Source organism: Flavobacterium cheonhonense, from assembly GCF_035671315.1.
Lineage (GTDB): Bacteria > Bacteroidota > Bacteroidia > Flavobacteriales > Flavobacteriaceae > Flavobacterium > Flavobacterium cheonhonense.
The window spans coordinates 211,785-225,406 of record NZ_JAXAVY010000003.1 but is presented as its reverse complement, the minus strand read 5'-3'; the positions used below and the strand labels follow the sequence as shown (position 1 = coordinate 225,406).

At 39.0% G+C, this 13,622-nt stretch carries 13 protein-coding genes; 10 read left to right on the top strand and 3 right to left on the bottom strand.

The genetic code is table 11. The features are described from left to right. Window positions 1–7: 7 nt before the first annotated feature. On the bottom strand, window positions 8–1,195 hold the full coding sequence (locus tag SK086_RS09690) for an FIST signal transduction protein (protein ID WP_324691268.1): 1,188 nt from the start codon (window positions 1,193–1,195) through the stop codon (window positions 8–10). Window positions 1,196–1,533: 338 nt separating this feature from the next. Here SK086_RS09690 and SK086_RS09685 point away from each other — a divergent pair, with 338 nt between their 5' ends. Together SK086_RS09685 and SK086_RS09680 are read left to right on the top strand one after the other, a co-directional pair. Then, entirely contained in the window at window positions 1,534–4,098 is a 2,565-nt protein-coding gene (locus SK086_RS09685) for a PAS domain S-box protein (RefSeq protein WP_324691267.1), read from the top strand. Beyond that, window positions 4,088–4,483, top strand: coding sequence for a response regulator (locus SK086_RS09680; protein WP_324691265.1), 396 nt, complete (start codon window positions 4,088–4,090; stop codon window positions 4,481–4,483). The genes SK086_RS09685 and SK086_RS09680 overlap by 11 nt, the downstream gene beginning before the upstream one ends. Window positions 4,484–4,557: 74 nt before the next feature. On the opposite strand, the gene SK086_RS09675 is transcribed toward SK086_RS09680, so the two are convergent. After that, the gene (locus tag SK086_RS09675; protein ID WP_324691263.1) at window positions 4,558–6,534 is read right to left on the bottom strand and encodes an alpha-ketoacid dehydrogenase subunit alpha/beta; all 1,977 of its coding nucleotides are present in this window, start codon (window positions 6,532–6,534) and stop codon (window positions 4,558–4,560) included. Window positions 6,535–6,720: 186 nt separating this feature from the next. On the opposite strand from SK086_RS09675, the gene SK086_RS09670 reads away from it, so the two are divergent. The 8 genes from SK086_RS09670 to SK086_RS09635 all read left to right on the top strand — a co-directional run bounded on the left by SK086_RS09670 (window position 6,721) and on the right by SK086_RS09635 (window position 12,892). Then, window positions 6,721–7,671 carry an isopenicillin N synthase family dioxygenase gene (locus SK086_RS09670; RefSeq protein WP_324691261.1) on the top strand — a complete coding sequence of 317 codons (951 nt, stop codon included), beginning with the start codon at window positions 6,721–6,723 and terminating at the stop codon, window positions 7,669–7,671. Between the two features lie 148 nt (window positions 7,672–7,819). Next, window positions 7,820–8,152, top strand: coding sequence for a translation initiation factor (locus SK086_RS09665; RefSeq protein ID WP_324691260.1), 333 nt, complete (start codon window positions 7,820–7,822; stop codon window positions 8,150–8,152). Between the two features lie 50 nt (window positions 8,153–8,202). Next, window positions 8,203–9,069: a nucleoside phosphorylase gene (locus SK086_RS09660; protein ID WP_324691259.1), complete on the top strand. Its 867-nt coding sequence runs from the start codon at window positions 8,203–8,205 to the stop codon at window positions 9,067–9,069. Between the two features lie 128 nt (window positions 9,070–9,197). Then, window positions 9,198–9,740, top strand: coding sequence for a GNAT family N-acetyltransferase (locus SK086_RS09655; RefSeq protein ID WP_324691257.1), 543 nt, complete (start codon window positions 9,198–9,200; stop codon window positions 9,738–9,740). Window positions 9,741–9,847: 107 nt separating this feature from the next. Beyond that, window positions 9,848–10,699, top strand: coding sequence for a substrate-binding domain-containing protein (locus tag SK086_RS09650; RefSeq protein ID WP_324691256.1), 852 nt, complete (start codon window positions 9,848–9,850; stop codon window positions 10,697–10,699). A 16-nt stretch (window positions 10,700–10,715) separates the two neighbouring features. Then, entirely contained in the window at window positions 10,716–11,648 is a 933-nt protein-coding gene (locus SK086_RS09645; RefSeq protein ID WP_290875762.1) for a transglutaminase, read from the top strand. Between the two features lie 67 nt (window positions 11,649–11,715). Beyond that, complete coding sequence (locus SK086_RS09640) at window positions 11,716–12,285, top strand: hypothetical protein (protein ID WP_290875763.1); 570 nt, start codon at window positions 11,716–11,718, stop codon at window positions 12,283–12,285. A 10-nt stretch (window positions 12,286–12,295) separates the two neighbouring features. Continuing rightward, entirely contained in the window at window positions 12,296–12,892 is a 597-nt protein-coding gene (locus SK086_RS09635; RefSeq protein WP_324691252.1) for a hypothetical protein, read from the top strand. Here the strand turns inward: SK086_RS09635 and ung are convergent, their stop codons facing one another. Then, window positions 12,893–13,558: a uracil-DNA glycosylase gene (gene ung, locus SK086_RS09630; protein WP_324691251.1), complete on the bottom strand. Its 666-nt coding sequence runs from the start codon at window positions 13,556–13,558 to the stop codon at window positions 12,893–12,895. It lies immediately after the preceding gene. Window positions 13,559–13,622: the final 64 nt, after the last annotated feature.

Genomic DNA, 13,622 nt, shown 5'->3' with positions numbered 1-13,622 from the left:
GCTTTTTTTAATTTCTGTAAATTACATACAATGCTGTGGTATAGTTGTGATAAGTGTTTTTCCCACCTAATCTGGCAAACTCTCCAAAACCATACATACCCAACCAAGGCGGGCAATTGCCTTCATTATAAAACGGTGTTTGCATCTTGTACACCAATTCTTCTTTCAAAATACGATCGGTTAAAAAGCGTCCTCTGGCCAAACAATCGGCATGGAATACCGCAATCGGTTTTTGGTGATTGTTTCTGCTGTAAATATTTTGCACAATACGCTCCATTTCGCTAAAAATAACCTCTTCATCTCTTACAGTTAACCACAAAGCAGTTCCTTCCGGACAAGTGGTAGCGTAATACATATTATCGCCTTCGTGTTTGGTAACGACTCTTAAAATATGATCGTTTCCGTATTCTTTGGCCAATTCTGGGGACAATTTTTCGGCTAAAGCGCCAATCGGAATGGTATTCCCGCAATCCGATTTATCGTTTAAACCCAAACGATTCAAATATTCTGTCCACGCCGGTTTTCCGTTGAGTTCTTTGATAATATGACCTTCAGACTTGGTTACCACCAAAGGTTCACCAATGGCTATAAAACCGTGAGTAGCTTGAGTGTCAACTGTTAAAGTTGGGTCGCAAAATCCTATAGCGTAAGCGCCGTGCTCATAAACAGTGTCGTTAACCGCCTGATAACTCACATAGCCTTTCATGTTATCGGATGAAGTGGCTCCGAATATTGTAACTTCAGGACCGAATACTGCTTCAAAAGCTTTGATACACAAATCGTTGTCAATATCAATCCCGGAGCCCAAAAAATAAATCATATTGATGCCTTGTTTTTGAGCAACTAAAGAATGAGCCAACTCCAATGCTTTTTCATAAGAATTGTGTCCGTACAAATCGTTAGTAGATGCCAACGCATAATCCGAGCCTTTGATCGCCATCATAGCAATATCTTTCATCGATTCGCTCACGCCTTCTCTCCCAACTACGCCGCAACAGGAAGCCGCTACTACATTGGCATGCGGTACCAAACGTTTTGATTCTTGTAAAATATCTTGAAAATCGTGACCAATGGAAGCATGAAATATCAGCAAATCAACCGCATCGTAATTGCCGTCACAGGCAACTTCTAAACATTCGGCAACGCCTCTTTTGGTATTGACAATTCTTGTTGAAGCAGAGGAAAATTGTAGCATAATGAACCGTTTTAAAATGTAAGACTTAGATTTAAGCTATGGGTAAAACCATCCGAGTTCATACAATTTAAAAACAATTACAATTACCATTTTAAACGATTAGACAAAAAGCAACGTTAAGCCATTTAACGGTTGCGAATCATCGACGAACGAAATATGCCTCTTGCAACCCGTTGCAATTAAACAGTTGTTAAAAACAGCCAGGCATCGAAACAAACCTTTTATCTATACATAATTACTCTTTAAAGAAATAAAACAACCGCTTAACCTAAAAATACGCAATGCAAAATTTACGATTTTAAATTTGGTTAAAATTACTAGTCAACTTTTTAGCAAACATGTCAGAAAAAAGCATCATTACTCTTTTACAAGCGGTAAACGCACCGATTATTGCTTACAAAAAAAAGGAGCTGTTTTTTATGAATGACAGTGCTACCAATGTCTTACAATCTATTCCTGTAAAACATCTCAATACTTTCATGTCCGATTTGGAGCTGAATGAACAGCTATTTCCTTTTGTGACCAAAAAATATTGGAATGATAAAAAAGGGAATATTGTTGAATTCGAATTGAACATTTCTCGTTATGAGGCGGAGGAAACCTATTTGTTGGTCGCGTTCAAGCAAAACTTAACCTCAGAGACGCATCCTATTCCGGCGGAGAAATCCGATTTAATTAGAAAGAAATTAGGACTTTTTGAAGTTTTCATCAATCAAATCAAAGAAGGTGTCTTTGTTTTTGATGCAGATGGAAAACTGGTCTACAAAAACGGAGCCGCTGAAAAATTGGTCAAAATTTCTGATGCCGACCTAAAAAAAACGGCTATTTGGGAGATTTTTAAATATTTCCAAAACAGCATTGTTTGGAAAGAAACTTTGCAAAAAGCAGACAAGAAAAAAGACTTTCGCTTCACCGAAAAAATCAAGGGAAAATACTTGCTGATAGAATTTCAAAAAAGAAATTTTGAAGGCGATAACTACTACTTGATGATTTGCAATGACATCACCGAAAAATTCAAGGATAAAATTGCTATTGAAGAAAGAGACTCTCAGATTGACTTCTTTCAAACAAATTTTCCGGTAGCGATGTTTCAGTTTCATGTCCTGAAAAATAAAGTCCACTATTTTAACTATGTGAGCGATTCCTTTCAAGAACTTTTCGGATTCAAAATTTTACCTCATTACAAGTTATGGTTGACCCGATTAAACATTCATCCTGAAGATGTTTCCTCTTTTCTTGAAGCCACGCAACAGTCTATTTTATACAACGAAAAATTTAAGTTTACCGGTCGAATGCTACTAAAAAACAATAGTGTTAAATGGTTTGAAGCCAATGCTGTACCGGTTTTCAAAAACAACAAAATTGTGTTTAACGGAATTATTTGGGACATTTCTCAACAAAAAATAGCCGATTTCGAAATCAAAAAACGCAGAGAATTTAACGACTCCGTATTGTTCAACATCCCGGCGGATATAGCCGTTTTTGATAAAAACCACAACTATCTTTTCATCAATCCTAACGGCATTGCTGATCCGGAACTTCGCAACTGGATGATAGGAAAAAACGATTTTGACTATTGCGCCTTTAAAGGAGTTGACAATACTTTGGCCATTAGAAGAGAAGAATTTTTCCAAGAAGCTAAAAGAACCGGAAAGCAAGTAGAATGGGTTGATGAAGTATCAAAGAACAACAGAACCTATTACATCCTGAGACGCTTTTATCCTTTTTATGTGGAAGACGAATTTGCCTACATGATAGGTTACGGCATTGACATCTCCGATATCAAAAATTTACAAAACATACTTTCTAAAACCGAGAAACAAAATAACCTCATTATGCAATCTTCCATGGAAGGTATTGTTATCATTGATGAGGATTGTACCATATCTTTCTGGAACACCAAAGCCCAAAAAATATTCGGTTGGACCTTGCAAGAAGTAATCGGAAAAAACCTTCCGGAACTCATCCTGTCAGAAGAAAACAGCTGTTTCGAAATTAATGATTTCTTTAAAAAAATTGAAAGCTCGGGTCAATCCAATACCACTCTGGATTTGCTCGCTATCGATCGCAACAAAAAAATATTTCCGATTGAACTGACCATGATTTCTGTTGACGACTTAGATTATAAATCCAAGTATTTTGTTTTCATCCGCGACATCAGCAGCCGAAAAGAAAAAGAATTGCAAATCCAACAACAGAATGAAATCTTGAAAAGACAAAATACCGAGTTAGAGCAATTTAACTACATTGCTTCACATGATTTACAAGAGCCGCTGTTAACTATTATCGGGTACTCGGATTTATTATTGGAAGAATTCAGCAACGATTTGAACGAAGAAGGAAAACTGTTCTTAGACTTTATTCACAATTCGGCCAACAGAATGCGCTTTTTAATTTCAGGCTTATTAGAGTACAATCGGATCAACAAAAACAGTGATACACAATGGCTTGATTTAAATAACACACTGTCTGATGTGATTGATGACTTGTCAGTTAACATCAAAGAATCCAATGCTTTAGTGCATTATGACTCATTGCCTGTAATAGAATGTTACCCTATTTTCATACGATTGTTGTTCCAAAACCTAATTAGTAACGCACTGAAATTCAGAAAAGAAAATACCGGGGCTGAAGTTCATATTCAGGCAAAAGAACACAAAGATTCTTGGCAATTTAGTGTGAAAGATAACGGAATAGGAATAGAAGAAAAATATTTTAACCAAATCTTTCAAATCTTCCGTAGACTTCATACTTCTGAAGAATACAGCGGTTTCGGAATCGGACTCGCGCATTGCAAAAAAATTGTGGACATTCACAATGGAAAAATTTGGATTGAATCAAAGGTGAATGAAGGCACAACATTCTTTTTTACCATCTCAAAAAAACTAATAAATGACAACTAATACAATCATACTTATTGATGACGATTTATCGGTAAACTATTTTCACCGCAGATTGATTACCATCTTAAATTTGACTGATGACATTCATACTTTCTTTAACGGAAAGCAAGCTTTAGAAGGAATAATGACCTTAAATAACGCTTCTGAACCGGGGAAAAAAGCGGTCATTTTTCTCGATTTAAACATGCCATTGGTAAGTGGTTGGGAGTTCTTAGAAGAATTTGAAAAAATGAAACACAAACTCCATTTAGATTGTAATATACATGTCATTTCTGCATCCTTAAACCCCGTAGACAAAGAGAGAGCAGAACAAAATCCGAATGTTGTGAGTTACATCAGCAAACCTTTGTCAAAAGAAACCTTACTACATTGCTTTAATATTTAGCTTGGTTGGTTGCTCACAAACATAAAAAAAGGCACAATTGCTTGTGCCTATTTAAAATACTGCATAATATTGTTTTAATACGCTAAAAGCTCTTGCAAAACAGACTCAAAACGCACTTTAGGTAAGTATTGATCTTCCAGTGCCTTCACAAAAGGAATAGCCGTTTCCAAACTTCCTACTCTTCTAACCGGCGCATCTAAATATTCAAAACAAGTTTCAGTTATCATCGCGGATAAATCGCTTGCCAAACCGCCAAATAAGGTGTCTTCCTGAAGAATAATAACTTTTCCTGTCTTTTTAACCGAGCTAAAAATAGCTTCCGTATCTAAAGGTTGTAAGGTTCTCAAATCAAGCAAATCAGCACTGATGTCTTGGTGCTTGCTTAAAGTTTCCAAAGCCCAATGTACTCCCGCTCCGAAAGAAATAACAGTCACTTGAGTTCCTTCTTTCAATAAGGCTGCTTTACCGAACGGAATGGTATAATAGTTGGCCGGAACATCTTGATAAACGGAACGATACAATTGTTTGTGCTCAAAATACATTACGGGATTCGGGTCGTTGATGGCTGTATTCAACAATCCTTTCGCATCATACGGAAACGCCGGATATACTACTTTCAAGCCCGGTGTTTTGGTAAACCAAGCCTCGTTGGTTTGCGAGTGAAACGGACCGGCTTGTGTACCACCGCCACAAGGCATACGAACTACCACATCCGATTTTTCGCCCCAACGGTAATGCTGTTTGGCCAAAAGATTCACAATAGGATTGAATCCCGTCGAAACGAAATCGGCAAACTGCATTTCCACCACGGCTTTATGACCGTTGATGGATAAACCATTGGCTGCAGAAACCACAGCGCTTTCACAAATTGGCGTATTGCGCACGCGGTCTTTACCAAATTGTGCTACAAAACCATCCGTAATTTTAAAAGCACCGCCATATTCGGCGATATCTTGCCCCATAATCACTAAGTTCTCATGGCGTTCCATAGATTGGCGTAAAGCCGAAGAAATGGCATCAATAACACGAATATTTTCTTTTTCCGCACCAGGCTCAAAGGCTTCAAAATCATAAGGCTCGTAAACGTCGTTAAGCTCTTCTTCCAGATTGGCTTCACATTCCGGTTCGGCCACTGTAATAGCCCAATGTTCATCAATTTCAGTTTTGATATTCGCTTTGAATTCGGCATCCATTTCTTCCGAAAGCACACCAACTGTCATCAAATAATCACGGTAATTGGCAATCGGGTCTTTAATCGCCCACATGTCCATCAATTCCTGCGGCACGTATTTAGTACCGCTGGCTTCCTCGTGACCGCGCATTCTGAAGGTTTTAAACTCCAGCAATACCGGACGCGGATTGGCAACCATAGACGCTTTTAATTCGGCTATTTTAGTGTAAACTTCTAAGATATTGTTTCCGTCAATAATGTGGCTTTCCATACCATAACCTATACCTTTATCAGCCAAGTTTTCACAGCGGTATTGCTCATTTGTTGGAGTCGATAATCCATACCCGTTATTTTCAATCACAAACAAGACCGGCAATTCCCAAACTGCGGCTATATTCAAAGCCTCATGAAAATCGCCCTCAGAAGTAGCGCCTTCTCCGGTAAATACTGCGGTTACTTTACCGTTTTGCTTTAATTTGTTCGCTAAAGCTATACCATCAGCCACACCCATTTGCGGACCAAGATGCGATATCATACCAATGATTTTGAATTCCTGAGTACCAAAGTGAAAACTGCGGTCTCGGCCTTTAGTAAAGCCACTTTTCTTGCCTTGCCATTGCGAGAACAATCGGTGCAACGGAATGTCTCTTCCGGTAAACACACCCAAATTGCGGTGCATCGGCAGTATGTATTCGTCTTGGTCCAAAGCAGCCGTGATTCCTACGGAAATCGCTTCCTGACCTATGCCGGAAAACCATTTGGAGACTTTTCCCTGACGCAAGAGAATCAACATTTTTTCTTCTATCAAACGAGGTTTGAGCAATCTTTTATACAAGTCCAACAATTGGAGATTGGACAACTCTTTTCTATCGAAATTCATTTCAGTTGACTGTAAATTTTGTGCCCCAAAAGTAAGGATTTAATCTTCATTTTCCGAGTCAAAACCCTATTAAATTCAATCGATATTGTTAATAACTTTGCCTTTTTATAAACAAAATTTAGTTACATTTGTAGTTATGATTGGGATTTTCTCAGTCTGAGTTATTAACAAAAATTTTTTAGTAGTATGCAACAAATTCCAAGTGTTGACTTACGTGATTTCCTGTCGGACGATCCGGCACGTAAACAAAAATTTGTAAATGAAATCGGAAAAGCATATGAAGACATCGGCTTCGTAGCACTAAAAGGTCATTTTTTAGATGACAAATTGGTAGAAGACTTGTATGCAGAAGTGCGCAATTTCTTCAACCTGCCATTGGAAACCAAAGCCAAATACGAAATTCCCGGAATTGGCGGACAAAGAGGTTATGTTTCTTTCGGAAAAGAACATGCTAAAGGTCGCTCTGCCGGTGACTTAAAAGAGTTTTGGCACTTCGGACAGTATGTGAGTGAAGGCTCAAAATACGCCAACGAATATCCTGATAACGTAGAAGTAGCAGAGTTGCCACACTTTAACGAAGTGGGTAAAGAAGCCTACAGGATGTTAGAAAAAACCGGTGTTTATGTTTTAAGAGCTTTGGCTTTATACATTGGTTTAGATGAATTTTACTTCGACAATTTCATCAAAGACGGTAACAGTATCTTAAGACCAATCCATTATCCGCCTATTACTGATGAACCTAAAGACGGTGCTGTTCGTGCAGCCGCTCATGGTGACATCAACTTGATTACCTTACTAATGGGTGCACAAGGTAAAGGATTGCAAGTACAAAATCACAATGGAGACTGGATTGACGCTATGGCACAACCGGACGAATTGATGATTAATGTAGGCGATATGTTGTCGCGTCATACCAACAACAAATTAAAATCGACCATTCACCAAGTAGTAAACCCGCCAAGAGAATTGTGGGGAACATCACGCTACTCTATTCCGTTCTTTATGCATCCGGTAAGCGATATGCCTTTGAACTGTTTGGAAAAATGTATCGATGCCGATCACCCGAAAGCCTTCGACGATATCACCGCAGGAGCATACCTGGACGAGCGCTTGGTAGAATTAGGACTCAAAAAGTAAAGGTTAATTCAATACATTTCATTAAAGACATTGAGTTTCCCAACTTGATGTCTTTTTTGATTTTTTACTAAGCAACTGATTAACTTAGTATCGCAAAAAAAGAACTCAGCGTCTCAGGCACTCAGTAACTCAGTAACTTTAAAGAAAAATGGACTTACAAGAGCAACTTAAAAAATTATTCCCCGATCACGAACCTTCCAATGAACCGGAGGAAACAGTAATCGAGAATCATGAGCTTTTCATTCAAAAAGAGCCCATGATTTGCAAATACGAAAAACGCAAAGGCAAAGCCACAACCATCATCGAAGGCTACGAAGGCAGTGACGAGGATTTTAAAATCTTAGCCAAAGAAATCAAAACCAAACTCAGTGTTGGCGGTACGTTTAAAGACGGTGCCATCATCATACAAGGCGATTACCGCGATAAAATTATGAAAATCCTGCAAGACAAAGGATTCAAAACCAAACGCGTAGGCGGATAAACCGGTTTCAAGTTTAAAACTCGAAACCCAAAACTCGAAACTAAAAAAATATGATACAATCTTCAGAATTAATATTAAATCCCGATGGTAGCGTTTACCATCTCAACTTAAAACCGGAATACATTGCTCACGACATCATCTTCGTTGGCGATCAAAACCGCGTAGAAAAAATTACGCAATTTTTTGACAGCATCGAATTTTCGACCCAAAAACGCGAATTCAAAACCCAAACCGGTTATTACAAAGGCAAAAAAATGACGGTGATGTCAACCGGAATCGGTCCGGACAACATCGATATCGTAATGAACGAGCTTGATGCCTTGGTCAACATCGACTTAGCAACGCGTAAACCCAAAGAAAATCTGACTTCACTCAACATCGTCCGCATCGGAACTTCGGGTTCATTACAAGCCGACATTCCATGTGACAGTTTTGTGATGAGTCAGTTCGGATTGGGCTTAGACAATATGCTTCGTTCCTATTTAATCGACGATATTTCGGAAAAAGCCATGGAAGACGCCTTTATCAGTCAGACCAACTGGGACTTGAGAAAAGGTCGTCCTTACGTAATTGCTTGTTCTGAAACGCTTGAAAAAAGAATGGAAAGCGACCAAATATTTAAAGGATTTACCGGAACTGCCGGCGGTTTTTACGGACCACAAGGTCGTGTCTTGCGTTTGGAAATTCAAGATCCGGAACTCAATGCTAAAATGGATAGCTTCGAGTTTGAAGGCATCAAAATGACCAACCTCGAAATGGAAACCGGAGCCATCTATGGTTTGGGCAAACTGTTGGGCCACGAGTGTTTGTCGCTCAACGCCATCATTGCCAACCGCGCCACCGGAAACTTCAGCGAAGATCCGTACAAAGCTGTAGACGCATTAATTGCCTACGCCTTAAATAAATTAGCCGAATAATTTTAGGAGCTTATACCCGCTTTCCGCAGTATCTTTTTTCCCGTCAGTTCCGGTGTCCTAATTCAGGATGTATCGAGACCGGTAAAAAAGGATACTTGCTGCAATCGGGGCTAGGCCATCATCTTACTATGAACTTAATTTTAGAAACCGACCGCTTACTCCTGCGTCCGCTCGAACTCTCCGATGCGGAAGCCATGTTTGCTATGGATAAAAATCCTGAAGTCCACAAATACCTTTGGCAAACACCGGTACAAAAAGTAGAAGAAGTCATCAAAGTGATTAACTACGTTAACGAACAATACAAAAGAAACAACATCGGTCGATTTGCTACTATTCTAAAACAAACCGGAGAATTTATTGGCTGGACCGGAATTAAATTCGTAGACGACCACACAGAAAACGGCAACACCAACTTCTACGATTACGGCTATCGCTTGGCAGAACCATTTTGGGGCAAAGGTTATGCTACCGAAGCTTCTTATGCCTGGTTGGATTACGGTTTCAGAGAAATGCACATCGACAAGATGAACGCTTACACCCATGCCCAAAACGGAGCGTCTAATCATGTATTGCAAAAAGTAGGCATGAAATTCATGGAAGACTATCCTGATAATGACGGCGTAATTTGGAAATGGTGGCAAATGGAGAATCCTGCTATCGCAAATCGATAGAAAAGCCCTTTAGGCTACAGACACGCTTCGCTTTACAGTTTAGAAGCTAACAATTAAAATAAAATTCTATCTAATAATCTAAGAAGTCTAAAAATCTAACCCTCTAAATGAAAACAGTCAGAATAGCCGGCGTACCGGAACATTTCAATTTACCTTGGCATTTATGCATAGACAATGGCGAGTTTGAGGAAGTCGGCATCGATTTGCAATGGACTGATGTGCCCGAAGGTACCGGAAAAATGTGCCAAATGTTGCGCGATAATGAAACCGACATCGCCGTAATTTTAACCGAAGGCATTGTTAAAGACATCGTAGGTGGTAATCCGAGTTCGATTGTTCAGACTTATGTGGAAAGTCCGCTTATCTGGGGAATTCACGTTGCAGCGGAATCCCAATACCAAACTTTATCCGATTTAGAAAACACCAAAGTGGCTATTTCACGCTACGGCTCAGGGTCACACTTAATGGCTTATGTCAACGCACAAAACCAACACTGGAACACCGAAACGTTGCAATTTGAAGTAGTCAATACCATAGACTGCGCTGTGGAAGCTTTAACCCATGGGAAAGCCGATTACTTTATGTGGGAACGTTTCATGACACAGCCATTGGTTGACAAAGGTGTATTTCGACGCGTAGCCGATTGTCCTACGCCATGGCCTTGCTTTGTTATAGCGGTACGCAATGAATTCTTGGAAAGCAATCGCCAAACCATTGCTTTATTGCTGGAAATCATCAACAACACTACTATAGAATTCAAGGAAATCCCGAGTATTGATCGTACTTTAGCGACTAAATACAACCAAAAGTTAGAAGACATTCAAACTTGGTTATCACTTACCAAATGGGCTCAAAAACCCTTAGAAGAAAAAGTGTTAAACAAAATTCAAAATCAATTATTTGACCTCAAAATTATCGAGAAAAAAGGTACTTTTGCTGAAATAGTAAAAGCCGTTTAGCTTTTGCTATGGCAACATGATAAAACCGGGAAATCTTACGTATCAGCAACTTAAAGAAAAGTTCAGGATAAAAAGTCCTTGGGACATGATTATCATTTTTGTCTTGAACATCCTGATTACCATTCCGATTTTTATCATTGCCCACCAAAACTTAGTGGTTTTAGACTGGGCGAACCACTTCGACCGCGTTTTGCTTTTCATTGTCATTTTAGCAGTTATCCAACTCTTATTGAGAGCTTTAAGAAGAGTAACTTTAATCTCGGTGATTCTTTATTTCATCTTGTTACTTTTCGGCACTTTATCAGGGAAATATGGTTTCCAAAGTGTTTTTGAAGATTACCGTTCTATGGTTTATACCATGAGTGAAGATCCCTATCCGCAAGACATCATCATTTCTAAGTTATTGCCATTCCCGAACAAATCGAAAATTTTGGATGCCATAGAATATCAAAATCCGAGAATACGCAATTTTGCCATCATGGCTACCAGCAAACACTTCAGAGACGTAAAAGGCTACTATGATATTCACACCATCATACAATCGTTTGCCGTTTTCAAGGAAATCAATTCGCGTTGGAATTACGTAAGCGATCCCAAAGGACGAGATTATATTGCCAAAGCCACCGAGTCGTTACAATACCTTTCCGGCGACTGCGATGACCATTCGGTTTTCATGGCGGCATGTATCAAATCGATTGGCGGCACTACCCGATTGATCCATACCAAAGGGCATATCTACCCCGAACTTTATATCGGAACCCAAAAAGATTTAGAGCAGATTAATTATGCCATCAAAAAGGTATTGTTCCCCGCAGAAAGTAAAAATCAAACCTTAAATTATCACATAGATGAAAGAGGTGATGTTTGGTTGAACCTTGATTATACCGCCAAATACCCGGGCGGACCGTTTATGAATGAGGAAATTTTAGGGGCTTTAACTTTGGAATAAATCTTTTATAATTTATCTTTAAGCAACAGCATTATTTAGTATATTCGTTTCTGTTAAACTAACCCATATGAAAAAAGTTTTACTGTTGTTACTGTTGCTTTCTACGGTAACTCAAGCGCAAGAAAATGTAGCTATAGACAATAAAAAAAACGAATTCAGAGTAGATGTATTGTCTGCGCTGGTTTGGCAAAAAGCCAGTTTTAGTTATGAGCGCTTTTTTGGCGGAGCCTTTTCAACCGGTTTCAACTTGAATTTCTCGGATAGTGGCAAATTGAACGATGATTTTGAACGTGGCTACCGCAATAATGTTCCGAAATTTGAGTTCAATCCGTATGTGAGATACCAATTATCGAAAGGCAAAACCAGCTTTTATTTTGCAGAAGTATTTGCTTCCTACAATGGCGGCGATTATAAAGAAATCGTTCGTTTAACGGATGAAAATATCAATGGCTATTACTCCACCAAAAAATCGACTTATACCGATTTTGGTTTGGGCGGCGGTTTAGGGTACAAAATGTATATCAAAGAAGCTTTTGCTATCGAATTCTTGGCCGGTTTCGGTTCCAATTTAACCAATCGTGATAAAAGTCCAGATGTAATTTCCAGAGTAGGCTTTAACTTAGGCTATCGATTTTAAAAAATAAGTCATGAAAAAAATACACTATATAGCTTTACTTTTTGTTGGATTGTTATTTTCCAACTGCGACACTAATGATGATGATTTCTACAAAACCATCTATGTAGAAGGCGGGAACAACATAGTAAGGATTGAAACCCAATCCTCATATAATGTTGGCGATTACTTATATGTGAAAGCTGATTTGGCGCGTTATATTCCGGAACCGGGACAAACACAAACCGCTCTTTTGGACATTTATAAAACCACCGGAAATGCTTCACAATTTGTTTTTTCGTATGTGATTGAGCGAAAAATAAACGCTACCGATTGGCAAGTAGTTACCGTAAGTGACAGCCAATTGGATGTTGTTGCCGGTGCAGCTCAAAACGGCGCATATGTTTACGCTATCTGCAATTACAATAGTACCGATGAATACTATCGCTATAATGTTGGCTTTCCGCTGTTGACTGCCGGAAATTATCGTCTTACATTCGGCTACAACAGTTCTTCCACTAACAGTGTAGAGATGGTTTCCTTGAGTGCTCCGAAAGATTTAATCGTAAATATCAATGCGGCTGTTTCAAATTTAGATAACAACGGATATTATTATTTCACCGTTAACTAATCACCAACGAATAGGCTCTTTTCCGAGACTTTCTAAATATTGATTGGTTTTACTGAAATGCTGATTGCCGAACCATAAACCGCGGTTAGCACTTAGTGGTGAAGGATGTCCGGTTTCTAAAACATGGTGATTGTTTCTGTTGATTTTAGCGCCTTTCTTTTTAGCAAATCCGCCCCAAAGTAAAAAAACAACGTTTTCTTTAGCGTCTGATATTTTCTGAATAACCGCATCGGTAAAGGTTTCCCAGCCTTGATTTTGGTGGCTTCCGGCTTCGCTTTCACGAACGGTTAAGGTAGCATTTAGCAACAAAACCCCTTGGTCAGCCCATCGTTCTAAATTACCGCTGATGGGAAACGGAATTTTCAAATCGGATTCAATTTCTTTGAAAATATTTTGAAGCGAAGGCGGAAAGGCAATGCCATCGTTTACCGAAAAACACAAACCATTAGCTTGACCCAAACCGTGATACGGATCTTGCCCGATGATGACTACTTTCACCTTGTCAAACGGACAACCTTCAAAAGCAGCAAAGATTTGACTGCCTTTGGGAAAGCATCTTTTGGTGGCATATTCTTCTTTGACGAAGGTTACTAATCGATCAAAATAAGGTTGGTTAAATTCGCCGGAAAGTTGTTCTTGCCAAGTCGGCTCCATTTTGATTAACATCTCATAAAATTTTACCAAAAATAGCATTTTCTGTTGCAATATGGCTTTTAACCTTTGTAACTTT

Bases quoted from the DNA above. Each gene is read 5' to 3' on its own strand.
- SK086_RS09675 (WP_324691263.1), bottom strand. From the start codon at position 6,534: ATGAATTTCGATAGAAAAGAGTTGTCCAATCTCCAATTGTTGGACTTG.
- SK086_RS09645 (WP_290875762.1), top strand. From the start codon at position 10,716: ATGATAAAACCGGGAAATCTTACGTATCAGCAACTTAAAGAAAAGTTC.
- SK086_RS09665 (WP_324691260.1), top strand. From the start codon at position 7,820: ATGGACTTACAAGAGCAACTTAAAAAATTATTCCCCGATCACGAACCT.
- ung (WP_324691251.1), bottom strand. From the start codon at position 13,558: ATGTTAATCAAAATGGAGCCGACTTGGCAAGAACAACTTTCCGGCGAA.
- SK086_RS09680 (WP_324691265.1), top strand. From the start codon at position 4,088: ATGACAACTAATACAATCATACTTATTGATGACGATTTATCGGTAAAC.
- SK086_RS09690 (WP_324691268.1), bottom strand. From the start codon at position 1,195: ATGCTACAATTTTCCTCTGCTTCAACAAGAATTGTCAATACCAAAAGA.
- SK086_RS09635 (WP_324691252.1), top strand. From the start codon at position 12,296: ATGAAAAAAATACACTATATAGCTTTACTTTTTGTTGGATTGTTATTT.
- SK086_RS09670 (WP_324691261.1), top strand. From the start codon at position 6,721: ATGCAACAAATTCCAAGTGTTGACTTACGTGATTTCCTGTCGGACGAT.
- SK086_RS09650 (WP_324691256.1), top strand. From the start codon at position 9,848: ATGAAAACAGTCAGAATAGCCGGCGTACCGGAACATTTCAATTTACCT.
- SK086_RS09660 (WP_324691259.1), top strand. From the start codon at position 8,203: ATGATACAATCTTCAGAATTAATATTAAATCCCGATGGTAGCGTTTAC.
- SK086_RS09655 (WP_324691257.1), top strand. From the start codon at position 9,198: ATGAACTTAATTTTAGAAACCGACCGCTTACTCCTGCGTCCGCTCGAA.
- SK086_RS09685 (WP_324691267.1), top strand. From the start codon at position 1,534: ATGTCAGAAAAAAGCATCATTACTCTTTTACAAGCGGTAAACGCACCG.
- SK086_RS09640 (WP_290875763.1), top strand. From the start codon at position 11,716: ATGAAAAAAGTTTTACTGTTGTTACTGTTGCTTTCTACGGTAACTCAA.